Genomic DNA, 22,829 nt, shown 5'->3' on the forward strand with positions numbered 1-22,829 from the left:
TACCAAAAAGTGGACAATGCCTATTAGAAACTGGGGGATTATATTGAATCAATTTTTAACTATATTTGAAGACAGGGTAAGACTTTAAACGAAAGTCATACCCTCCAATTTAAAACTTACACACTTCCTGGGATAGTGTCGAGCGGGAATTAATCCCGTTCCTCCTATCCGATTACAATTTTCTTCTTTTACGTTCTTGAGATAGAAGACTCAGTTCTCTTGTGGTCTGACCCGCCACTGATGTGTTTTCTTCTGCCCTTCTAATAAGGTATGGCATAACATCTCGCACGGGTCCAAAAGGAAGATACTTGGCTACATTATAGTTACGGCTTGAAAGATTATAACTTATATGATCACTCATCCCATAGAGTTGACCAAACCATATTCTTGAGTCGTTGATCTCAAGACCTTTTTCCTCCATAAGATTCAATGCTAACATGGTGCTTTCTTCATTGTGTGATCCCAGGAACAATTCCAATTCTCCGATGTGATCTAGCATATAACGAACTGCCGTATTGTAATTGTCGTCTGTTGCTTTCTTTGAATCACAAATTGGGGTGGGATACCCATGTTCTTCTGCCCTATCATTTTCCTTCTCCATATAGGCTCCGCGTACAAGTTTCATTCCTATGATAAAACCTTCTTCTAAGGCTCTTTTGTGTAGTCCCCTTAGGTAATCCATGCGATCCCATCTATATAACTGTAAAGTGTTGAATACAATAGCTTTTTTACGATTGTATTTTTTCATCATCTGCTCAACGATTTCATCGGCGGCATCCTGCATCCAGCTCTCCTCTGCATCGATCAATAAAGCTACATCTAATTCGTAGGCCTTTTTACAAATAGTTTCATAACGCAAGTAAACTCGATCCCATTCTTCTTGTTCTGCTTTATCGAGTGGCTTGCCCTCTCCTACTTTAACATACAATTCGAAACGACCAACCGCTGTGGGTTTAAAAACAGCAAAAGGAATGGCTTCCTTCTCTTTGACCAGATCTAGGATCTTTAGGGTACGAGCAACCACCGCGTCGAATTCCTCATCAGTCTCATTTCCTTCTACGGAATAATCGAGCACCGAACTTACTCCCGCAGTGTAAATGGCATCAACAGTTTTCATACAGTCGAGTTCACTAACTCCACCACAAAAGTGATCAAATACAGTCGCCCTGATCAGCCCTTCTACTGGAAGATGTGCTTTAATAGCAAAATTGGTCACTGCGGTGCCAATTTTTACTAGTGGTTGATGAGCAATCATTTTAAATAAAAAATATGCTCTTTCAAGTTCAGAATCGCTTTTTAACTTAAAAGCTATTTCTGTATTATCAAAAAAGTTTTCCATTTAATAAACCCATTAATTTTTTGCAAATATAGGACGAGAAAATATAGATATATCTATAAAAATCTTGTTATTTTTGGGCACGTGAGAAAATATAAACCAATTCGTATGTCAGCGACCATCTTCAGTAATGATTCCCGTGTAATTTTTGATCATCAAGCCTATGTGGAACTCAATAATTTGTTAGCAAATCACCGCTATTCCAAATTATTCCTCTTAGTAGATCAAAACACCCACCAGTATTGCTTAAGGGTCTTTCTTGGTAAGCTAGACAAAGTACATGAATTTGAGATTATTGAGATTCCAGCAGGTGAAGCACATAAGCAAATAGAGACTTGCACTCAGGTATGGTCCGCGATATCCGAATTAGGAGGCGACCGAAAATCTCTTTTGATTAATCTTGGTGGAGGTGTAGTGACAGACCTCGGTGGTTTTGTTGCTGCAACCTATATGCGTGGTATTGAGTTTATAAACATCCCAACAAGTCTACTATCAATGGTAGATGCTTCAGTAGGTGGGAAAACTGGTGTGGATTTAGGTGCTCTAAAAAACCAAGTGGGTGTTTTCACAGAACCTTTAATGGTATTGATCGATATAGAATACCTTAACTCTTTGCCAGCAAATGAACTCAGAAGTGGTTTGGCCGAAATGCTCAAACATGGTTTAATTCGTGATAAAATCTACTGGGATAGGCTCAGTGAGATGGATAAACTAGAACCCTCGGCCCTTCAAGAGTTAATATATCGATCCGTTGAGATCAAAAATCAAGTAATTAAAGAGGATCCTAAAGAAAGTGGTTTAAGGAAAATTTTAAATTTTGGTCACACCCTTGGTCATGCCATAGAATCTTATTTCCTAGAGCAACCTGATAAAACAACGCTTCTTCACGGCGAGGCTATCGCTATTGGTATGGTTATGGAGTCTTATTTATCGGTAAAGTTAACAGGCTTTCCAGAGGAAACATTGGAGCAAATAAAGGCAGTTTTCGCCAACTACTACCCTTACCAGGAGATTAGTTCCAAGGAGCTCGATAGTATCATTGAATTGATGCGTTTTGACAAGAAAAACAACAGTGGTAAGGTGAATTTTGCACTTTTACAAGACATTGCAAAACCCATCTGGGATATTAATGCTGATAATGAACTGATTCACAAAGCGTTAGAATATTATAAAAAATAATCTTTTTCGTTGTGATTCTAAAAAAAATAATGATTTTTGCCTAGGTATAAATTTCATTGTACTTTTAAATGTATTTTCAATCTGGCAGTTGATAAGCAAACTGTCTTATCGTATTAATGAATGTTTTTTTGAATTCCGCGTATATGGCGACTAGGAAGTCTTCGCTATATGTATCTCAAGGTTTGAGGTCTCGGTTCTTAAATGCTACTTCCACTGATCTAATCAATAAAGCAAAGACCATTTTGGTCATGTATTCCCCTGCCTATTTGCGTATTTAATAAACGGTAATAATTAACTAAAAAGTCAAATTCTAAAAAATTTTAATTTTTAATTAATATTACACATCCCGTTATGAAAACCAAATATATCGATCTGATCGATCAATCATTCTATTTTCCTCAAGAGGAATTTACATTAGCAGAGGACAAACTACAATTCCACGGTATCGATTTAATGGATTTGGTGAAAACCTACGGTGCACCATTGAAATTTACATATCTTCCACAGATATCTAACAATATTAATCGCGCCAAATACTGGTTTCAGGAGTCCATTAAAAAGCATAATTATAAGGGCAATTACCATTATTGCTACTGCACTAAAAGTTCACACTTTAGCCATGTTTTAAACGAGGCTCTTAAGAACGATATTCATATCGAGACCTCTTCGGCAATCGATATTGATATCGTTAAAAACCTTATAAAATCAGGAAAACTAAGCAAAGATAATTATGTACTTTGCAATGGCTTTAAAAGAGATAAGTACATTGAAAACATCGCTGAATTAATAAATGGTTCACATAAGAAATGCATACCAATAATTGATAATTACGAGGAGTTGAACCTATTAACAGAGGCCATCGAAGGCCCTTTTAATGTTGGGATACGTATCGCCTCCGAAGAAGAGCCGAAATTTGAATTTTACACCAGTAGACTCGGCATTGGATATAAAAATATTGTTCCGTTTTACAATAGAGAAATTAAGGATCAAAAGAATGTACGTTTAAAAATGCTCCATTTCTTTATTAATACTGGAATTCGAGATACCTCCTATTATTGGAACGAACTTTTAAAATGTTTAAAGGTCTATATTCAATTAAAGAAAGTCTGCCCTACGCTGGATTCGCTCAATATTGGTGGTGGTTTCCCTATCAAGAATTCTCTTGCCTTCGAATATGACTATCAGTATATGGTCGATGAAATAATTCATCAAATCCAAAGAGCATGTGAGGAGGCTGGAGTCGATGTTCCAAATATCTTCACAGAATTCGGTAGCTTTACCGTAGGAGAAAGTGGTGGTGCTATCTATCAAGTCTTATATCAAAAGCAACAAAACGATAGGGAGAAATGGAATATGATCGATTCTTCTTTTATCACTACCCTCCCGGATAGTTGGGCTATAAGTAAAAAATTTATCATGTTACCCATTAACCGATGGTACGAAGATTACGAACGCGTATTATTAGGAGGATTGACCTGTGACAGTGATGATTATTACAATTCTGAACAAAATTTAAATGCCATCTATCTTCCTAAATACATTAAAGACAAACCATTATATATTGGATTTTTTAATACAGGAGCTTATCAAGAAAGTGTCGGCGGTTTTGGTGGATTACAACATTGTTTAATCCCCTCCCCTAAACACGTTTTAATTGATAGAGATGATTATGGAAATATAGTGACAAAACTTTTTTCGGAACAACAAACTGCAAATGACTTTTTAAAAATACTCGGTTACGATGAACAAAACTAATTATGCTGGGATTCCAGATAAATACGCTCGACTGGAGGATGCTAAAGTCGTCCTTATCCCTGTTCCATACGATGGAACAAGCACTTGGCAAAAAGGAGCTGATAAAGGACCTGAAGCTTTTTTACAAGCTTCAGAAAACATGGAACTCTTTGATATTGAAACAAGAAGTGAGCCATATAAAAAAGGGGTGTACCTCGCTCCTGCTGTCTTAGAGAATAGCAGCCCCGAAAAAATGGTGGATGCGGTTTACAAGACCACTAAAAACTATATTAACCAGGGTAAGTTCGTAACCCTTTTTGGAGGTGAACATTCTATTTCAATTGGTTCTATTAAAGCTTTTTCAGAGCTTTTTAAAGATTTAACTGTGTTGCAATTAGACGCACATGCCGATCTTAGAGAGGAATATAATGGAAGCAAATGCAACCATGCTTGTGCGGTATACCAAGCTAGCTTGACAACCAAGCTCATTCAGGTTGGAATCCGCAGTATGGATATTTCTGAATTAGATAATATGGTGGAGGAACAAACCTATTTTGCTGAGCAAATTATCCAGGATGAGGATTGGATGTCCGACTCCATAGACCAAATGACAGAAAATGTCTTTATAACTATTGATCTAGATGCCTTTGACCCTTCTATATTGCCATCCACTGGTACACCAGAACCTGGAGGGTTGTTGTGGTTTGAGACCTTAGAATACCTTAAAAAGGTATTTAAAAAGAAAAATGTGGTAGGATTTGACATTGTTGAATTATGTCCAAATCCGACGGAGAAGTCCTCTGACTTTTTGGCTGCAAAGTTGTATTATAAAATGTTAGCATATAAATTTAAATATTCGAATTCCAAAAATATAAGTGATGAGTAGGACAAAGGGAGAAATCAGTAAATTCATTGAGAAGTATTATTTACATTTTAATGCGGCTTCACTAGTGGATGCGGCGAAAGCATACGAAGAGCAACTTGATAATGGTGCCAAAATGATGGTTACCCTTGCTGGAGCGATGAGTACTGCGGAACTAGGTAAAATATTTGCGGAAATGATCCGACAGGATAAGGTTCATATTATCTCCTGTACAGGTGCCAACCTTGAGGAAGATATCATGAACCTTGTGGCGCACTCTCATTACAAAAGAGTTCCAAATTACAGAGACCTTACCCCACAAGAAGAATGGGATTTAATGGAAGGTGGACTCAATCGTGTTACAGATACTTGTATACCAGAGGAAGAAGCCTTTAGAAGGCTTCAAAAGCATATCTATAAAATTTGGAAAGATGCTGATGACAAAGGAGAACGTTATCTGCCGCATGAGTACATGTATAAATTGCTACTTTCTGGAGTTTTAGAACAGTATTATGAAATTGATGTGAAAGATTCGTGGATGTACGCCGCAGCCCAGAAGAATCTCCCAATTATTGTCCCCGGATGGGAAGATAGTACTATGGGAAATATCTTTGCCTCTTATGTTGTGAAAGGATCACTCAAGGCTCAAACCATGAAAAGCGGAATCGAATACATGACATACCTGACGGATTGGTATACTAATAATTCCGATAATGGCGTGGGATTCTTTCAAATTGGAGGAGGAATTGCAGGAGACTTCCCAATATGTGTAGTGCCGATGCTTTATCAGGATCTTGAAAGAACAGAGACGCCATTTTGGAGTTACTTCTGTCAAATATCAGATTCTACTACCAGTTACGGTTCTTATTCTGGTGCTGTACCTAATGAAAAAATTACTTGGGGGAAACTCGATATTAATACACCAAAATTTATTATAGAATCAGATGCAACTATTGTGGCGCCGCTGATTTTTGCATATCTGCTAGATATGTAATTTCACAAATAAAAGATAAAATATTATTAACTTTCGTTTACATTTACAGCTGTAAACTTAGATTCTTTATCAACTATGAGACGTGTAATTGTTGATTTTAAAAAACTGACAAATGAGATTCTCTCCATGTTAGTGGAAAAGTATCCCGAAGGCTATGGGGATGACGACATCATTAGATTTAAAAATGCTAATAATGAGTCCGTGGAGGCAGTAGAGGTACGAACAGATGATACCATTTACTTGGTTAAAGTGAGTACACGTTTAGCAAATACCATGGAAAAATTCGAAGATGAAGATGAAGAAGACTTTGATTCTGAAGGAATTAACGAAAATATAGACATTCCTGCGGAGGATGAAGATCAGGATGACGAGGAGTAAATAGTAAAGCTTACGCCTGAAGACTGTTTCAGGCGTAAGTATATACTTAGGCTACCCCTTATAGAGGTACTTTTTTTCCAATATATTCAAATGGTGCTTTTGGTGCCCCAAAAGGAAAAAACCTAGAGCAGCTACACTGGCTGATTGCCCCGCTAAAGAACCTACGTGTAATAATTCTTCTTTTGAAAAATTTTCAAAAAGTTTTATACTGCTATTACGAACACTTTCATACTGCTCAATCAACTGCGCCTTTGCACCGAGTGATAATTTCGCTTTTTCAGCAAAAGATTCATGATCAAATCCTAGGAGTTCTGACCCTGGGTTTCTGGCAAAATAAAATGCCCGGAATTGAAAAACACGTTCGGAATCCACTAGGTGTTGAATAACCTCTGCAATACTCCATTTACCTTTCTGATAAGCGTAACTATAATGTTCCTCTTGGATGGTTTGCAGATAATTTAAGAAGTCCCTTCTGGAGTGTTTTAAGCCCTTTATTAAGTCCACTTCTCCAAGCAGTCCAAGGTATTTATTAAAATAATCTGGGGTGTTTTTTGGTTGTAAATCTGTAGAATTCATTGGCTAATTTTTATGGAAATGCAAATTAAGATTTTTGTTGCGGAAGTCTAATTTATTTTAGTTAATATTGTAAACATCACAACCCAAAACTATAAGTGTTGGAATATACGGATCTGCCTTGACCAATTAAATCAGTGATTACGAATGAATCAAACTTTAATGTTGAAGCCTATACAGCACGTTTTTATTCTCTTCTTTTTATTTACCCACCTGGTAGTGCCTGCTCAAGACTTCAATCAAATTAAAGCGGAGCTTTTCCCACAAACTCACACTATAAATATTCAGCAAGAGTTAGTATACACCAATAGGAGTTTAGATACCCTTAATGAAATCTGGTTATACGACTGGAACAATGCTTATGTTGATAAAACCACTCCACTTGCTAAGCGTTTTGCAGAGGAGTTCAATAAGAGCATCCACCTGGCCAGACCACAACAGCGGGGTTATACAGAAATCATTAGTCTAACAGATCCAAATTATGGGTTCTTGAAATGGAAACGATTAGATGTTCAGGATATTATAAAGGTCCAATTGAACTACCCTATATATCCCGGTAAGTCCTACCGTCTAAAATTGTCTTATAAAGTGAAATTGCCTAGTGCAGAATTTACGGGTTATGGATTTAATGAATTTAATGATTATCGACTTCGTTACTGGTATATAGTACCTGGGATCTACGATGAGAAATGGATGCCCTATAGCAATAAGAATCTCAATGACTTAAATCAATTAGTCAAGGAAATATCCATTGAAATGACACTTCCTACTTCTTATGAAATTATCAGTGATCTTGATGTGGCCTCCACTACGACAAAAGGGGATAAAAGGACTATTCTATTAGAGGGAAGGAATCGAGGGCAGGTTAATCTAAACATCACCAGAACGAATGAATTCAAAACCATTCGAACAAATGATCTTGACCTTATCACAAATTTACAAAGTAACGATACCCTTGAAGTTAATGACATCCTTTCAGCGCAGCGGATCTTTGCTTTTTTAGAAGATAGACTAGGAGAATACCCTCATCAGAAAATTATGGTAAGTGAACAGGAGTACCAGCGAAGCCCAAACTATGGTATTAACCAACTACCATCCTTCTTAAGACCTTTTCCCGATAGCTTTCAATATGATTTAAAACTTTTTAAAATTGCTACCCAAACCTATCTTGACAACACTTTATTTATTGATGATCGAAAGGAACATTGGGTAAAAGAAGGGATTCAGATCTACCTAATGATGGCCTATATCAATAATTATTACCCCGATATGAAGCTATTAGGTAAATTGTCCAAAATCTGGGGAATACGCAGCTATCACTTTGCTCAAATGGACTTTAATGATCAGTATCCGTTACTCTATATGCTCACTGCTAGGAATTATACCGATCAACCACTTAGCACCCCTAGAGATTCATTAATCAAATTCAACGAGCGTATTGCCAATCGCTATAAATCTGGAGTAGGTCTCGCCTACCTTAATAGTTATTTAGGTAATCATTATATTGATCGTAAAGTGAAAGAATTTTATCATCTGTATGCGCAAAAAAACAGCTCTGCTACAGATTTTAAAAACCTACTTACAGAAGAGGCTCCAAAGGATATCAGTTGGTATTTCGATTCGTACGTAAGATCAGAGGATAAAATTGATTATAAGATCACTAATTTCCATAAGACAGAAGATTCCGTATATGTCAATATAAAAAATAAAAGAGGTACAAAAGCTCCTATTACACTCTTTGGTATGGACAGAAAAGATTCTATATTGTTTAAAACGTGGTATAGTGGGATCGATGAGCGTAAAAGAGTAAAAGTTCCTCGAGAAAATTTAAAACGTCTAGTACTAAACTATGATCGTATAATTCCAGAGATTAATGAACGTGACAATTGGAAGTCTGTAGATGGATTTCTCTCTACAGATCGTAAATTAAAATTCCAATTTTTCAAAGATTTCGAGGACCCTTATTACAATCAGATTTTTTACGTACCCGTGTTTAGCTTTAATATCTATGACGGTGTCACCGCAGGGCTTCGGTTTTACAACAAAACGTTCTTAGCAAAACCTTTTATTTACGATCTTAAGCCTTCCTTTGCCTTTGGAGAAAGTACGCTAGTGGGATCCGGAACTTTCCAATACAGGGATTACGTGGAGCACGGTAATATGTATCAGATCGATTACTATCTCTATGGTTCCTCGTTTCACTATGCCCATGGATTACGCTACAGTACCATAACGCCTTCGATTACCTTTAAATTCAGAAATAATGACCTAAGGTCAAACGAACGTGAGCTCCTTAATGTACGTTTTGTAAATGTTATAAGGGATGAATCACCAACGATCGATTCTGACCCAGATTACAGCGTGTTTAACGTAAGATATGCCTACGGAAATAACGGAATTATCGATTTTCGCTCATGGTTTGTTGATTTACAAGTAGCTAGTGAATTTTCTAAAATTGCTTTTAATTGGGAGTTTCGAAAACTATTCCCGAGTAACCGTCAGTTAAATCTTAGGTTCTTTGCGGGGAAATTTATTTATAATCAAACCAATTCAGATTTTTTCAGTTTTGCACTCGATCGACCTACCGATTACATGTTTGATTATGATTATTTAGGACGCTCTGAGGATAGTGGAATCTTTAGCCAACAACTCATTATTTCGGAAGGAGGGTTTAAATCCAAATTGTCAACACCTTTTGCCAATGATTGGATTGTCACCACTAATGCGAGTATGAATGTATGGCGATGGATCGAGCTATACGGGGATGTAGGAATGATAAAAAACAAATATCATGACGCGCGTTTTGTATATGATTCTGGTATACGGCTTAATCTTGTGACGGATTATTTTGAACTATACTTTCCTATTTATTCCAATAATGGTTGGGAAATAGCTCAACCTCAATACGATGAAAAAATCCGTTTCATCGTTACCTTAAGCCCTAAAACGCTAATTGGCCTTTTTACTAGAAAGTGGTTTTAAGAAAAAGCCAATGATAAGTTTTATTTCTTACTACACGGTTGTAGTTGTTTTTATAAAATAATGAAAATTATTCAGTAAATCGATTATTTTTTAATTATATTTTAAAGAATCGCCAATTGATTAAGATATTTGTGGATTATTGTTAATAATCGCTCATTTTTTTTAATTGCATAACCGATTCTTTTTACCTACTTTTGCGTTGGTTAGATTTAATTTTTTATGCAAGCTACATCGTTTACTAAAGAAGATATTTCATTTGAAGATTTTAAAAGTCAAATTCTCAATGACTACAAAATTGCTCTAATTAGCCGTGAGTGTAGTTTATTGGGAAGACGTGAGGTTTTAACCGGAAAGGCCAAATTCGGAATATTTGGCGATGGTAAAGAATTGCCTCAATTAGCCATGGCAAAAGCTTTTAAAAATGGTGATTTTAGAAGTGGCTACTATCGCGACCAGACTTTTATGATGGCCATCGGTGAACTTACTATAAAAAACTTTTTTGCTGGATTGTATGCTCATACGGATATTGAAAAAGAACCCATGAGTGCCGGCAGGCAGATGGGCGGACATTTTCTTACCAGAAGTAACAATGCCGACGGTAGTTGGCTGGATTTAACCAAACAAAAAAACAGTGCCGCTGACATCTCCACCACTGGTGGACAGATGCCAAGATTACTTGGACTCGCACAAGCTTCTAAAATATATAGAGAAGCAAAGGATATCGATAGCGATGGCTTTTCAATAAATGGAAATGAAATTGCCTGGGGAACCATAGGTAATGCCAGTACCAGTGAAGGAATTTTCTTTGAAACAGTCAATGCCGCTGGGGTTATGCAAGTTCCTATGGTGATAAGTATATGGGACGATGATTATGGTATTTCTGTACATGCAAAGCACCAAACTACCAAGGAAAATATTGGTGAAATTCTCAAAGGATTCCAAAGAACGGAAACAGAGAAGGGCTTTGAAATTATCGTGGTAAACGGTTGGGACTATGTTGAATTAACCAAAGCCTATTCTAAGGCAGAGACCATCGCAAGAAAAGAACATGTTCCCGTAATTATTCATGTAAAAGAACTTACACAACCGCAAGGGCATTCAACCTCAGGATCTCATGAGCGTTATAAATCCAAGCAGCGCTTGGACTGGGAAAAAGAATATGACTGTAATAGTCAATTCAGATCCTGGATCGTTGCTAATAACTTTGCTACTACCCAAGAGTTAGAAATCATTGAAAAACAGGTTAAAAAGGATGTACGTGATGGAAAAAAAGAAGCTTGGTTAGAGTTCATCACCCCTATTAGGGAACAAAAGAAGGTGGTTGTGAAATTGCTAGCAGCGTTATCCGCCTCTAGCGAGAACAAAAGTCTCATCGACAAAATAAAAAACGATCTGATTGCCTTGGACGATCCTACCAAACGTCAGATTTTAGGATCAGCGAGAAAAGCATTAAGGCATGTCCTTGGGGAGAATTCTAAAGAAAAAACAGCTTTAATCCAATGGATTGATAGCTTCTACGCCAAAACACAACCAGAATACAGTTCCCATCTTTATAGTGAGACCAAAAACAATGCTGTAAATGTGGCAGCGGTAGCACCACGTTATGGGAATAATCCTGAGCAAGTAGATGGAAGAATAGTCCTTAGAGATAATTTTGACAAGCTGTTTGCCAATTATAAGAATGCTTTAGTTTTTGGGGAAGATAGCGGAAAAATTGGAGATGTAAATCAAGGGTTAGATGGGCTGCAAGAAAAATATGGTGAACTACGCATAGCGGACACTGGAATCAGAGAAGCCTCTATCGTTGGTCAAGGAATTGGACTTGCGATGAGAGGTCTGCGACCTATAGCTGAGATTCAATATTTGGATTATATCTTATATGCACTTTATGTACTAAGTGATGATTTATCTACCTTGTTATATCGTACAGTAGGTAAGCAAAAGGCACCGGTTATTATTCGAACGCGTGGACACCGCTTGGAGGGTATTTGGCATGCGGGATCACCTATGGGTGGATTGATTCATTTATTAAGGGGAATGTATATCCTTGCCCCAAGGAACATGACTAAAGCCGCTGGGTTTTATAACACCCTAATGGAGAGCGACGAGCCTGCACTAATTATAGAAAGTCTTAATGGGTACCGTTTAAAAGAACCTCTTCCCGAAAATATCGGGGAATTCAGAGAGCCGATAGGAGTTGTCGAAACATTAAAAACGGGAAAAGATATCACCGTTGTTTCTTATGGTTCAACTCTTAGAATTGTAGAACAAGTAGCCAAAGAGCTTCTAGAGGTTGACATCGATATTGAACTCATTGATGCTCAAAGCTTACTTCCTTTTGATATTGAACATCATACGGTGCAAAGTTTAAAAAAGACGAATCGCCTGTTAATTGTGGATGAAGACGTTCCTGGTGGGTGTTCAGCCTATTTACTTCAAGAAATTATTGAAAATCAAGGAGGTTATAAATACCTGGACAGTCCACCTCAAACGCTTACTTCGAAAGCTCATAGGCCTGCATATGCAAGTGATGGAGATTACTTCTCTAAGCCCAATGCTGAGGATATATTTGAAAAGATATATGCCATTATGCATGAGTCAAATCCAAGTAAATATCCAAAATTGCGATAAATAAATAATAGTCAGGGCGGCCTTTAATAAAAATCTCAGGTTTTAGTAGGAATTAAAAATGGACAGTTGTAATTCTTTTAGTAAGTCTTCTTGAGTCATATTGGTGGCTCCTACTCCTTTACCTTTCATATCGAGTTGGCGTAATTTAGAAACTATTTGACTACACCGCTTCATAGGATAATTTCTTGCTGCAGTTTGGTATTCAGGAACAAAATAAGGGTTTACCCTAAGTGCTGAAGCTACTGCAGATCTTGATTGATCCTTTAACCCGTGGTATTGCAATAACTGCGCAAAGAAGCTATACAATAAGGAAACTGTAACCACAAATGGATTGTCTTTTGGGTTTTGAGAAAAATACTGAATAATTTTTGCCGCTTTAACCACATCCCGCTCCCCTATAGCTTTGCGTAGTTCGAAATTATTAAATTCCTTACTGATTCCTATATTTTCTTCAATATGGCTAGGTGTAATCTCAGTTCCCTTTGGGATAACTATTTGTAGCTTTTCTAATTCTTTGCTAATTCGACTAAGATCATTTCCTAGAAACTCCACGAGCATTTGAGCCGCCTTTGGAGCAATTTGATAATTTTTTCCGCTGAGAATTCGTCGAATCCATTCAGCTACTTGGTTTTCATATAGTTTTTTACTCTCAAAAATATAGCCATTCTTTGCGATGGCTTTATAGGCTTTTTTACGTTTGTCTAACTTTTTGTGTTTATAACAGAAAACCAGTACTGTGGAAGGTTGCGGATTTAGTGCATAGGATTCAATTTGATCAATGACTCTAGAGAGATGCTGGGCTTCTTTAACGATGATCACCTGCCGTTCTGCCATCATTGGATATCGCTTTGCACTTGAGGTGATGGTCTCCATGCTCACATCTTTACCATACATAACCATTTGGTTAAATCCTTTTTCCTGTTCGTTCAATATAGATTGCTCCATGAACTCCGCTATCTTGTCAATGTAGTACGGCTCCTCACCCATTAAAAAGTAAATAGGTTTTATCTCGCCAGCCTTTATCTGCGCCACTATTTTGACAACTTCATCCATTTTGTTTTGAGCCTAAATTTAATTAATCCATGAATTAATCTGATATTTGCTAATATGCAACAGTTATCATTTCCATCATATGAGTTTCGTTTCAAAAATAGCAAAAATAAAGTCTATATTTTTGATGAGATTCGGAAAAAGTTTATTCTTCTCCAACCAGAGGAGTGGGTGCGTCAACACGTGGTTAAATACCTAATCCATCAAAAGAATTACCCTTTATCCTTAATAAATGTAGAGAAGGTGCTCACTGTGAATGGTTTGAAAAAACGCTACGATATCATTGTTTATAATTCTGATGGAAGTATTGAATTAATCGTAGAGTGTAAAGCTCCAACCATCTCCATTTCCCAAGCAACTTTTGACCAAATTGCACGATATAATAGTGCGTTACATGGGAATTTTCTAATGGTGACCAACGGCCTCGAACATTATTATTGTAAAATGGATTATGAAAAAGAAAAGTATATCTTTCTAAAGGAAATCCCACCATATATGCTTTAATTTGCAGGCATGTATAAAATATGTAATTAAAAGTTACCAATGGAAGTAGCAGTAGTTATTCTGAATTGGAATGGAAAAGAGTTATTAGAGAAATTTTTGCCCTCTGTGGTGGAACATTCCAATAAGGCTTCCATTTATGTGGCAGATAATGCATCGGATGATCAGTCGGTGGAATTTTTAAAAAGCCACTATCCTGAAGTAACCATTATTGAAAACGTCACAAATGGAGGGTTTGCTAAAGGGTATAACGATGCACTTGTCCACGTAAAGGAGCCTATATATTGTCTTTTGAATTCAGATGTAGAAGTTACCTCCAATTGGATCGATCCCATTGTTGCCCTTTTTAAGAATAATCCATCGATTGCTATTGCTCAGCCTAAAATCATGGATTATAATAACAAGACTCATTTTGAGTATGCTGGTGCTGCTGGAGGATACTTAGATCGTCTTGGGTATCCCTTTTGTAGAGGACGTGTGTTTCAAACTTTAGAACAAGACAATGGACAATACAACGACACCACTGAAATATTCTGGGCAACGGGCGCGTGCATGTTCATTAGAAACGAGGTTTTTCAAAGCTTAGGAGGGTTTGATGAGGATTTCTTTGCACACCAGGAAGAAATTGACTTGTGTTGGAGGGCTCATAATCATGGATATAAAGTGTATTATACCTCTGAATCCCATGTGTATCATGTAGGCGGTGCAACCCTTGCGAACATGAATCCAAAAAAAACATTTTTAAACTTTCGAAACTCCCTTTTCTCCATTACCAAAAATCTTCCAAAACGCAAAGTATTCCCGATAATATTAGCCCGATTATTTTTAGATGGAATCGCTGGAATTCGCTTTCTTTTTCAATTTAAATTATTACATTTATGGGCAATAATAAAGGCGCACTTTAGTTATTACTATAATTTCAATAAAACCTTTAAAAAGAGAGGTTTCATTGAAAAGGATATAAAGTATTATGAGGGTAATTCTATCGTTTTAGGTTATTTTGTCAAGGGAAAACGACATTTTAGTCAATATACCAGAAAACATTCCGTATAAAATCGGTGTTATTACTGATTTAAGAGAAAATTAACTAAAAACGAAGAACAAACATGCGCTTTTTATCTATTTTTGTGTAAAATTGTTAAAACGTTAATTAAGTAAAATCATAATCATGAAACAAATTTTATTATTTGGGGCAGCAGCTGCAATTTTTCTATCTTCCTGTGTATCTTCTAAGAAGTACGCGGAACTACAAACTAAGCAGAAGCAAACCGAAGACTTATTAAACTCTGCAACTGTAAAGCTTAATACATGTTTAGAAGAGAAAGATAACTATAAATCTCAGTTGGACGTTCTTCGAAAAAGCAACCAAGATCTGATAAATAACATGGGTAACCTTACTACCCTTACTGCTAAAGGTGCCGATAACTTAGAGAAGTCATTAGAAAGCCTTAGAGAGAAAGATTTAACGATCCGCAAATTGCAGGATGCTGTAACTAGGAGAGACTCTGTTAACCTTGCTCTAGTACAAAGCTTAAAAGGAGTTTTGGGTAACCTTGATGATGAGGATATCAATATTAGCGTTGAAAAAGGAGTGGTTTATGTAAACATCTCTGATAAATTATTGTTCTCAAGTGGTAGTACCACTGTATCAGCAAGAGCTAAAGAAGTGTTAGGTAAAGTTGCAACTGTTGTGAAAAACAAACCTGACTTTGAATTTATGGTTGAAGGTCATACGGATACTGTGCCAATTCATACTGCTAGAATGAGTGATAACTGGGATTTAAGTGTTCTAAGAGCAACTTCAGTTGTTAGGATTCTTCAAAATGATTTCGGAGTATCACCAGCTAGAATGACCGCTGCAGGTAGAAGTCAGTACATCCCAGTAGCTTCTAACGACACCAAAGAAGGAAGAGCTAAAAACAGAAGAACAAGAATCGTAATTCTTCCTAAATTGGATCAGTTCTATAGCATGATCGAAGAAGGAATGAAAGACCCAGAAATTAACTAATTGTATTTCGCAATACTCTCAGTTAAGAGATAAATTATATTTTTAAAAAGCTGTCTATTTAGACAGCTTTTTTTTGCTCTTTAGAAAGAGAGTGTGAGCTGAATTCTGTGGTTGTTACTTTTACTGGTGACTATTTTAAAGTAATGTGGTACCCCCAAAAATGGAGAACAACCAGAGAGCGTTTAATTTACTAAGCCTGCCCTCCTTTTTTAGGTGGATTATTCTATTGACTTGTTTTGTTGCTCTAAAATTAATGATTTCAATAAGGCTCTTCCAGGGCCGTATCCTGTAGATAATGTAATTGTTCTTACCTCCCATTTTAATGGATATCTTTATATTTTCCCGTTTTTGAGCAGCTTTTCGGATGCTTACCTATACGACCTAAAAGGTCTCGAAGGTTCTGTTATTGTTGTAAAGTATGCTACATTCCGATGACCTTAGTGTGAGAAGCATTAGAAGGGGAAGCAGATTCATCTTTTCTCAAAAGGATGGATTTTTTCTATTTCCTTCATTTAAAAAGAGCGCATAAAAAACCTCTAAAGATTTATCTCTAGAGGTTTATAGCTATTATAATTTGTGTAATTTAATTAAGCTTTAAATAAAGGTCTATGTATCATTAAATCACGAACTTCACCTTTGATAGCCTCTAGGACAGCTTCATCAGATCTATTAGATAATGCGCGGTCTATTAAGTCAACGATTCCAACTACCTCTTCTTCATTAAGTCCGCGAGTAGTTACAGCAGAGACTCCAATTCGAATACCACTAGTAACAAATGGACTTTTATCATCAAATGGGACCATGTTTTTATTCACGGTGATATTGGCTTTTCCTAAGGCGGCTTCTGCATCTTTCCCAGAAATGTCTTTGTTTCTTAGATCAATCAGCATCATGTGATTGTCAGTGCCGTCAGAAATAATATTATATCCTTTTTCTACGAAAGCTTTAGCCATTGCAGCGGCATTTTTCTTCACCTGAACTATATAATGTAAGAAATCCTCGGAAAGCGCCTCCCCAAAAGCGATTGCTTTTGCAGCTATGATATGCTCTAGTGGGCCTCCTTGGTTTCCAGGGAAAACTGCACTATCTAACAAAGAGGACATCATTCGAAGACTTCCATTTTTAAGCCTGATACCAAATGGGTTCTCAAAGTCTTTTCCCATTAAGATCAAACCTCCTCTAGGTCCTCTAAGGGTTTTATGTGTAGTTGTTGTTACAATATGGCAATGAGGAATAGGATCACTTAAAACCCCTTTCGCGATCAATCCCGCAGGATGAGAAATGTCAGCAAATAAAATAGCTCCTACTTGGTCAGCAATTTCTCTGAATTTTTTAAAGTCTATATCTCTTGAATATGCAGAGGCACCTGCGATAATTAATTTTGGTTGTTCTTTTTTAGCTACCTCTAAGATATTGTCATAATTCAATCGTCCTGTTTCCTTCTCTACTCCATAAAAGACTGGATTGTATAGTTTCCCAGAGAAGTTTACTGGGGAACCATGCGTGAGGTGGCCACCGTGAGATAGGTCAAAACCTAAAATTTTATCACCCGGCTTTAAGCAAGCGGCAAATACAGCTGTGTTTGCTTGTGAACCACTATGAGGTTGAACATTGGCATAGGCTGCTCCGAATAATTCCTTAGCTCTGTCAATAGCAATACTCTCGACAACATCAACTACCTCACAACCTCCGTAGTATCGTTTTCCAGGATAGCCTTCGGCATATTTGTTTGTTAATACAGATCCTGCCGCTTCCATGACTTGTTCACTAACAAAGTTTTCGGATGCAATAAGTTCTATCCCCTCTAATTGGCGCTGCTTTTCAGCTTCAATAAGTTCAAAAATTTGATTGTCTCTTTTCATTTTGAGTTGTTATCGTTAAAGAAAGTTCAAAAATATAAAATACATTCGGTAAATTAATATAAATTAATACCTTTAAATCCTAATTAACAACTCATATCTAATAATTTTGTTATGTCTCAAACAGCAAACGATCCTCATAGAAAATCCTGGATACCTGTTCCCTCCGATTCCGATTTCCCAATACAAAATATCCCCTTTGGCGTTTTCTTAACCAGAGACGATGTGATAACTATAGGCACTCGAATCGGAGACACCGCTATTGATCTTGGAGCACTTCATCAATTAGGATATTTTAGAGACATTCCTTTAACTGATGATATTTTTTTACAGGATACTCTGAATGACTTTATATCCGACGGACAAAAAACTTGGAGGTTAGTTCGAAATTGTATTGCCAATCTTTTTGATCAAAAAAATAAAGAGTTACAAAACAATGCCGATCATAGAAAGATCGTTCTATTTAACCTTGATGAAATAGAGATGCAACTTCCAGTGCAAATTGGAGATTATACTGATTTCTATAGCAGTAAGGAACACGCGACCAATGTTGGAAGTATGTTTAGAGACCCGAACAATGCGTTACTTCCGAACTGGCTTCATGTGCCAGTGGGATATCATGGTAGAAGCTCAACAATTGTTCCTAGCGGAATTCCGATTCATCGCCCTATGGGACAAACGTTACCTCAGGGCGCAGAAACACCCATATTTGGTCCTTCTAAATTAGTTGATTTTGAATTGGAGATGGCCTTTATCACTACCGATGCCAATCAATTAGGAGAACCTATACCAGTAGATGAGGCAGAAGATTATATTTTTGGGATGGTATTATTTAATGATTGGAGTGCTAGAGATATTCAAAAATGGGAGTATGTACCTTTAGGGCCATTTCTGGCCAAAAACTTTGCTTCTTCAATTTCACCATGGATTGTGACCTTAGATGCTTTAGAGCCTTTTAGGGTGGAGAGTCCAAGACAGGATCCTACCCCCCTGCCTTATTTGCAATATAGTGGGAAGAAGAGCTTTGACATCCACTTGGAGGTAGATCTTAGCACTGAAAACACTCCACCACAAACCATCACAAAAAGTAACTTTAAATATCTCTATTGGAATATGTCCCAACAATTAGCCCACCATACCGTAAATGGCTGCAAGGTTAACAGTGGTGATATGATGGGCAGTGGTACAATATCTGGTCCTACGAAAGATTCCTATGGTTCTATGTTAGAACTTACCTGGAAAGGCGAAAATCCCATTGAGTTAGCCGATGGATCTAAGCGTAAATTTATAGAAGATGGGGATACTGTAACCTTTAGAGGCTACTGCAAAAATAATGACGTTCGAATTGGTTTTGGGGAGGTTTCTAATAAATTACTCCCTGCTTTTTACACCAAAAAAAGAAAATGATACGTATAAAATCTTATTCAAGGAGTTAAAATTCCTTAAATAAGATTTTGTATTTCAGCCGCATTAATACGACCATGAGAATCCGAATATATGACTTTGGAATCTTTAATCAGTATTGCTTGTGGGCTTTGATGAATTACATCAAAGCGTGTTGCGATCTCATTCGAGATGCCTCTATGATTTAAGATGTCCAAAAAGTACACGGATACTTTTGCTGGATCTGGGGTGAATTCAGATTCGAAATTCTTCAGGCTAAACCGACTTATTCCACAGCGAGTACTGTGCTTAAAAATAAGTACAAATCGTGTTTTGGATTCCTCCACCAGTTGATCTATTTGTTCGAATTGATCGAGTGAAATCCATGGGAAATTTTCTTTCGGAATTGAATCCTTAGAACCAAAGATGGTATTAAAAAAAGCCATAACTTTAAGAGTGTTTATCTACGCTATTTTTATAGCGACATTATGTCATTTGTGTAGCGCCAAACAACAGACATTTTGTCATTTGCCTGATTCGGTATATATTTTGCTTAACTCAGTTTGAAACAAATTAAACAAAAAAATGAATTTAAACAACTTTACAATAAAATCTCAAGAAACCATACAACAATCACAACAGATTGCCCAAAGTTATGGTCACCAGATTATAGAAAACGAACACATTTTCAGAGCGCTCTTTGATGTGGATGATAACGTACTCCCTTTTTTACTCAAAAAGCTCGATGTGAATGTGAGTTTGCTTAGGCAGATTTTAGAAAGCACCTTACAAAGTTATCCAAAAGTGGAAGGTGGGGATTTACAACTCTCAAGAGAGGCAGCCTCTACTCTAACTCAAGCGGGTAATATTGCTAAAAAAATGCAAGACGAATTTGTTTCAATCGAGCATTTGATTCTTGCGCTTTTTAAATCCAAAAGTAAAATCGCTCAAATTTTAAAGGATCAAGGAGTTACCGAAAAAGATTTACAAGCTAGTATAACTGAACTTCGAAAAGGAGAACGAGTTACCTCAGCTAGTGCAGAAGAAACTTATAACGCCTTAAATAAATACGCTAATAATCTAAACCAGTTAGCCAATGATGGAAAATTAGACCCAGTCATTGGCCGTGATGAAGAAATTAGGCGAGTATTACAAATTCTCTCGCGTAGAACTAAAAACAATCCCATGCTCGTGGGGGAACCTGGGGTAGGAAAAACTGCTATTGCAGAAGGATTGGCCCACCGAATTATACAGGGAGACGTTCCTGAAAACCTACAGGATAAACAGATCTTCTCTCTAGATATGGGCGCCTTGATTGCTGGGGCAAAATATAAGGGGGAGTTTGAGGAACGTCTAAAGTCAGTCATTAAAGAGGTAACCACCTCCGATGGTGATATTGTGCTATTTATCGATGAGATCCACACTCTTGTTGGCGCAGGAGGTGGTCAAGGAGCCATGGATGCTGCAAACATATTAAAACCAGCATTAGCTCGTGGAGAGTTAAGAGCCATAGGAGCTACTACCTTGGATGAATACCAGAAGTACTTCGAACAGGACAAAGCGCTGGAGCGTCGTTTCCAAAAGGTTATAGTAGATGAGCCAGATACTGAAAGTGCGATTTCGATTTTAAGAGGTATTAAAGAGAAGTATGAGACGCATCATAAGGTTCGTATTAAAGATGAGGCTATTATTGCAGCGGTCGAACTCTCTGAACGCTATATCACCAATCGATTTTTGCCAGATAAAGCGATTGATTTAATGGACGAAGCTGCCTCTAAGTTGCGAATGGAAATCAATTCCAAGCCAGAGGAATTGGATGTGTTGGATCGAAAAATCATGCAACTAGAGATTGAAATTGAAGCCATTAAAAGGGAGAATGATGAGCAAAAGCTTAAATCACTCCATGGTGAGCTTGCCAATTTAAAAGATGACCGAAAAGAAGTTTATGCCAAATGGAGAAGTGAAAAGGATGTTGTGGATGCTATTCAAACTACTAAGGAGGAGTTAGAGAATTTAAAAATAGAGGCAGAAAGAGCTGAACGAGAAGGCGACTATGGAAAGGTTGCTGAAATCCGGTATGGTAAAACACAACAGGCCCAGGATCGTTTAAATAAGCTCCAGGATCAATTAGAGAAGGAACAATCCTCGGGTACAAATCTTATAAAGGAGGAAGTCACCAATGAAGATATTGCTGAAGTAGTGGCAAAATGGACCGGAATTCCGGTGACAAAAATGCTACAAAGTGAACGCGAAAAGCTATTGAGTCTAGAGGATCAATTACACAAAAGAGTGGTTGGCCAGCACCAGGCGATAGAGTCTGTTTCTGATGCCATTAGAAGAAGTCGCTCAGGGCTACAGGACACTAATCGGCCCATTGGATCCTTCTTGTTCTTGGGAACTACCGGTGTAGGAAAGACAGAATTAGCAAAAGCTCTAGCAGAATATCTTTTTGATGATGAGTCTGCAATGACACGCATTGATATGAGTGAATACCAAGAGCGTCACGCGGTGAGTCGTTTAATCGGAGCACCTCCAGGGTATGTTGGTTATGATGAAGGGGGGCAACTCACCGAAGCGGTCCGAAGAAAACCATATTCTGTGGTTCTTTTGGATGAAATTGAAAAGGCACACCCAGATACTTTTAATATTCTGTTACAGGTGCTGGACGAAGGAAGGCTCACTGATTCTAAAGGACGTTTAGCTGACTTTAAAAACACCATTATCATCATGACGAGCAACATAGGAAGTCAAATTATCCAAGAAAAATTTGAAACCTCAGATGATATCACAAGTGCAGCAGAGGCCGCGCGAGTGGAAGTTCTTGGATTACTCAAGCAAAGTGTTAGACCAGAGTTTATAAATCGTATAGATGATATTGTGATGTTCACACCGTTAAGTATGGTGGATATCAAAGAAATTGTAGAATTACAATTTAAACGGGTGGTCAGGATGGTTGCTAAACAAAATATTACTTTAGATGCAACCCAGGAGGCTATTGAGCATCTATCAAGAGTAGGATTTGATCCACAATATGGTGCTAGACCAGTAAAACGGGTTATCCAGAAAGAAGTGCTCAATAAGCTTTCCAAGGAAATTCTAAGTGGAAGGGTCAGTGCAGAAAGCATTATTCTGTTGGATGAATTTGATGGTGAACTTGTTTTTAGGAACCAGACAGATTTAATAGAAAATTAACACTGTATTGGTGTAAGTAGCTTTAAATTTGCCGACTTATTAAATAGTTGAAAATTAAGTATATAATACAAGAAATATAAAGATAAAGTTAGGTAGTTCGTAAGGATTATTTAGTTTTAAGTTGGTTGGTTAGTTAAGGCACCCGTAGCAATTTGTTACGGGTGTTC

General features: G+C 37.2%; 17 protein-coding genes. 12 read left to right on the forward strand and 5 right to left on the reverse strand.

Translation table 11 applies throughout. The features are described from left to right. Positions 1 to 172: 172 nt before the first annotated feature. Positions 173 to 1,339: a proline dehydrogenase family protein gene (locus VKY50_RS02720; RefSeq protein WP_324298596.1), complete on the reverse strand. Its 1,167-nt coding sequence runs from the start codon at positions 1,337 to 1,339 to the stop codon at positions 173 to 175. A gap of 105 nt (positions 1,340 to 1,444) precedes the next feature. Between VKY50_RS02720 and aroB the strand changes: the two genes are divergently transcribed. From aroB to VKY50_RS02745, 5 genes are all read left to right on the forward strand, one after another. Beyond that, positions 1,445 to 2,515, forward strand: coding sequence for a 3-dehydroquinate synthase (gene aroB / locus VKY50_RS02725; RefSeq protein WP_324298598.1), 1,071 nt, complete (start codon positions 1,445 to 1,447; stop codon positions 2,513 to 2,515). 351 nt (positions 2,516 to 2,866) lie between these two features. Beyond that, positions 2,867 to 4,270, forward strand: a complete 1,404-nt coding sequence (locus VKY50_RS02730; RefSeq protein ID WP_324298600.1) for a type III PLP-dependent enzyme domain-containing protein — start codon at positions 2,867 to 2,869, stop codon at positions 4,268 to 4,270. After that, positions 4,257 to 5,135 (forward strand): agmatinase, encoded by an 879-nt coding sequence (speB, locus tag VKY50_RS02735; protein ID WP_324298603.1) that lies wholly within the window; start codon positions 4,257 to 4,259, stop codon positions 5,133 to 5,135. The genes VKY50_RS02730 and speB overlap by 14 nt, the downstream gene beginning before the upstream one ends. Further along, positions 5,128 to 6,105 carry a deoxyhypusine synthase family protein gene (locus VKY50_RS02740; protein ID WP_324298604.1) on the forward strand — a complete coding sequence of 326 codons (978 nt, stop codon included), beginning with the start codon at positions 5,128 to 5,130 and terminating at the stop codon, positions 6,103 to 6,105. Before speB ends, VKY50_RS02740 begins: the two co-directional genes overlap by 8 nt. 75 nt (positions 6,106 to 6,180) lie before the next feature. Then, entirely contained in the window at positions 6,181 to 6,483 is a 303-nt protein-coding gene (locus tag VKY50_RS02745) for a hypothetical protein (protein ID WP_324298606.1), read from the forward strand. Positions 6,484 to 6,534: 51 nt separating this feature from the next. Here VKY50_RS02745 and VKY50_RS02750 read toward each other — a convergent pair whose 3' ends face one another. Continuing rightward, a complete protein-coding gene (locus tag VKY50_RS02750) occupies positions 6,535 to 7,059 on the reverse strand; it encodes a DinB family protein (protein ID WP_324298608.1) in 525 nt (174 codons plus the stop codon). A 144-nt stretch (positions 7,060 to 7,203) separates the two neighbouring features. On the opposite strand from VKY50_RS02750, the gene VKY50_RS02755 reads away from it, so the two are divergent. Together VKY50_RS02755 and VKY50_RS02760 are read left to right on the forward strand one after the other, a co-directional pair. Beyond that, positions 7,204 to 10,038: a gluzincin family metallopeptidase gene (locus VKY50_RS02755; protein ID WP_324298610.1), complete on the forward strand. Its 2,835-nt coding sequence runs from the start codon at positions 7,204 to 7,206 to the stop codon at positions 10,036 to 10,038. A 219-nt stretch (positions 10,039 to 10,257) separates the two neighbouring features. Continuing rightward, a complete protein-coding gene (locus VKY50_RS02760) occupies positions 10,258 to 12,669 on the forward strand; it encodes an alpha-ketoacid dehydrogenase subunit alpha/beta (RefSeq protein ID WP_324298612.1) in 2,412 nt (803 codons plus the stop codon). A 42-nt stretch (positions 12,670 to 12,711) separates the two neighbouring features. On the opposite strand, the gene holA is transcribed toward VKY50_RS02760, so the two are convergent. Further along, positions 12,712 to 13,722, reverse strand: a complete 1,011-nt coding sequence (gene holA / locus VKY50_RS02765; RefSeq protein WP_324298614.1) for a DNA polymerase III subunit delta — start codon at positions 13,720 to 13,722, stop codon at positions 12,712 to 12,714. Positions 13,723 to 13,776: 54 nt separating this feature from the next. Here holA and VKY50_RS02770 point away from each other — a divergent pair, with 54 nt between their 5' ends. The 3 genes from VKY50_RS02770 to VKY50_RS02780 all read left to right on the forward strand — a co-directional run bounded on the left by VKY50_RS02770 (position 13,777) and on the right by VKY50_RS02780 (position 16,228). Further along, positions 13,777 to 14,223 (forward strand): type I restriction enzyme HsdR N-terminal domain-containing protein, encoded by a 447-nt coding sequence (locus VKY50_RS02770; protein ID WP_324298616.1) that lies wholly within the window; start codon positions 13,777 to 13,779, stop codon positions 14,221 to 14,223. 39 nt (positions 14,224 to 14,262) lie between these two features. Next, complete coding sequence (locus VKY50_RS02775; RefSeq protein WP_324298618.1) at positions 14,263 to 15,273, forward strand: glycosyltransferase family 2 protein; 1,011 nt, start codon at positions 14,263 to 14,265, stop codon at positions 15,271 to 15,273. Between the two features lie 115 nt (positions 15,274 to 15,388). Continuing rightward, positions 15,389 to 16,228 carry an OmpA/MotB family protein gene (locus VKY50_RS02780; RefSeq protein WP_324298620.1) on the forward strand — a complete coding sequence of 280 codons (840 nt, stop codon included), beginning with the start codon at positions 15,389 to 15,391 and terminating at the stop codon, positions 16,226 to 16,228. A gap of 587 nt (positions 16,229 to 16,815) precedes the next feature. Here the strand turns inward: VKY50_RS02780 and glyA are convergent. Continuing rightward, on the reverse strand, positions 16,816 to 18,090 hold the full coding sequence (gene glyA, locus VKY50_RS02785) for a serine hydroxymethyltransferase (protein ID WP_324298622.1): 1,275 nt from the start codon (positions 18,088 to 18,090) through the stop codon (positions 16,816 to 16,818). 111 nt (positions 18,091 to 18,201) lie between these two features. Here glyA and fahA point away from each other — a divergent pair, with 111 nt between their 5' ends. After that, positions 18,202 to 19,494 (forward strand): fumarylacetoacetase, encoded by a 1,293-nt coding sequence (gene fahA / locus VKY50_RS02790; protein ID WP_324298624.1) that lies wholly within the window; start codon positions 18,202 to 18,204, stop codon positions 19,492 to 19,494. Between the two features lie 35 nt (positions 19,495 to 19,529). Here fahA and ytxJ read toward each other — a convergent pair whose 3' ends face one another. After that, the gene (gene ytxJ / locus VKY50_RS02795) at positions 19,530 to 19,916 is read right to left on the reverse strand and encodes a bacillithiol system redox-active protein YtxJ (protein WP_324298626.1); all 387 of its coding nucleotides are present in this window, start codon (positions 19,914 to 19,916) and stop codon (positions 19,530 to 19,532) included. A gap of 139 nt (positions 19,917 to 20,055) precedes the next feature. On the opposite strand from ytxJ, the gene clpB reads away from it, so the two are divergent. Further along, positions 20,056 to 22,662 (forward strand): ATP-dependent chaperone ClpB, encoded by a 2,607-nt coding sequence (gene clpB, locus VKY50_RS02800; RefSeq protein ID WP_324298628.1) that lies wholly within the window; start codon positions 20,056 to 20,058, stop codon positions 22,660 to 22,662. The last annotated feature ends 167 nt before the right edge of the window (positions 22,663 to 22,829 follow it).

It is taken from the genome of Galbibacter sp., assembly GCF_035306585.1.
Taxonomy (GTDB): domain Bacteria; phylum Bacteroidota; class Bacteroidia; order Flavobacteriales; family Flavobacteriaceae; genus Galbibacter.

What these genes read in the sequence shown, in the direction of transcription:
- speB (WP_324298603.1), top strand. Translation starts at nt 4,257, where the DNA reads ATGAACAAAACTAATTATGCTGGGATTCCAGATAAATACGCTCGACTG.
- VKY50_RS02750 (WP_324298608.1), bottom strand. Translation starts at nt 7,059, where the DNA reads ATGAATTCTACAGATTTACAACCAAAAAACACCCCAGATTATTTTAAT.
- VKY50_RS02755 (WP_324298610.1), top strand. Translation starts at nt 7,204, where the DNA reads ATGAATCAAACTTTAATGTTGAAGCCTATACAGCACGTTTTTATTCTC.
- clpB (WP_324298628.1), top strand. Translation starts at nt 20,056, where the DNA reads ATGAATTTAAACAACTTTACAATAAAATCTCAAGAAACCATACAACAA.
- VKY50_RS02730 (WP_324298600.1), top strand. Translation starts at nt 2,867, where the DNA reads ATGAAAACCAAATATATCGATCTGATCGATCAATCATTCTATTTTCCT.
- holA (WP_324298614.1), bottom strand. Translation starts at nt 13,722, where the DNA reads ATGGATGAAGTTGTCAAAATAGTGGCGCAGATAAAGGCTGGCGAGATA.
- glyA (WP_324298622.1), bottom strand. Translation starts at nt 18,090, where the DNA reads ATGAAAAGAGACAATCAAATTTTTGAACTTATTGAAGCTGAAAAGCAG.
- ytxJ (WP_324298626.1), bottom strand. Translation starts at nt 19,916, where the DNA reads ATGGCTTTTTTTAATACCATCTTTGGTTCTAAGGATTCAATTCCGAAA.
- aroB (WP_324298598.1), top strand. Translation starts at nt 1,445, where the DNA reads ATGTCAGCGACCATCTTCAGTAATGATTCCCGTGTAATTTTTGATCAT.
- VKY50_RS02745 (WP_324298606.1), top strand. Translation starts at nt 6,181, where the DNA reads ATGAGACGTGTAATTGTTGATTTTAAAAAACTGACAAATGAGATTCTC.
- VKY50_RS02720 (WP_324298596.1), bottom strand. Translation starts at nt 1,339, where the DNA reads ATGGAAAACTTTTTTGATAATACAGAAATAGCTTTTAAGTTAAAAAGC.
- VKY50_RS02775 (WP_324298618.1), top strand. Translation starts at nt 14,263, where the DNA reads ATGGAAGTAGCAGTAGTTATTCTGAATTGGAATGGAAAAGAGTTATTA.
- VKY50_RS02760 (WP_324298612.1), top strand. Translation starts at nt 10,258, where the DNA reads ATGCAAGCTACATCGTTTACTAAAGAAGATATTTCATTTGAAGATTTT.
- VKY50_RS02770 (WP_324298616.1), top strand. Translation starts at nt 13,777, where the DNA reads ATGCAACAGTTATCATTTCCATCATATGAGTTTCGTTTCAAAAATAGC.
- fahA (WP_324298624.1), top strand. Translation starts at nt 18,202, where the DNA reads ATGTCTCAAACAGCAAACGATCCTCATAGAAAATCCTGGATACCTGTT.
- VKY50_RS02780 (WP_324298620.1), top strand. Translation starts at nt 15,389, where the DNA reads ATGAAACAAATTTTATTATTTGGGGCAGCAGCTGCAATTTTTCTATCT.
- VKY50_RS02740 (WP_324298604.1), top strand. Translation starts at nt 5,128, where the DNA reads ATGAGTAGGACAAAGGGAGAAATCAGTAAATTCATTGAGAAGTATTAT.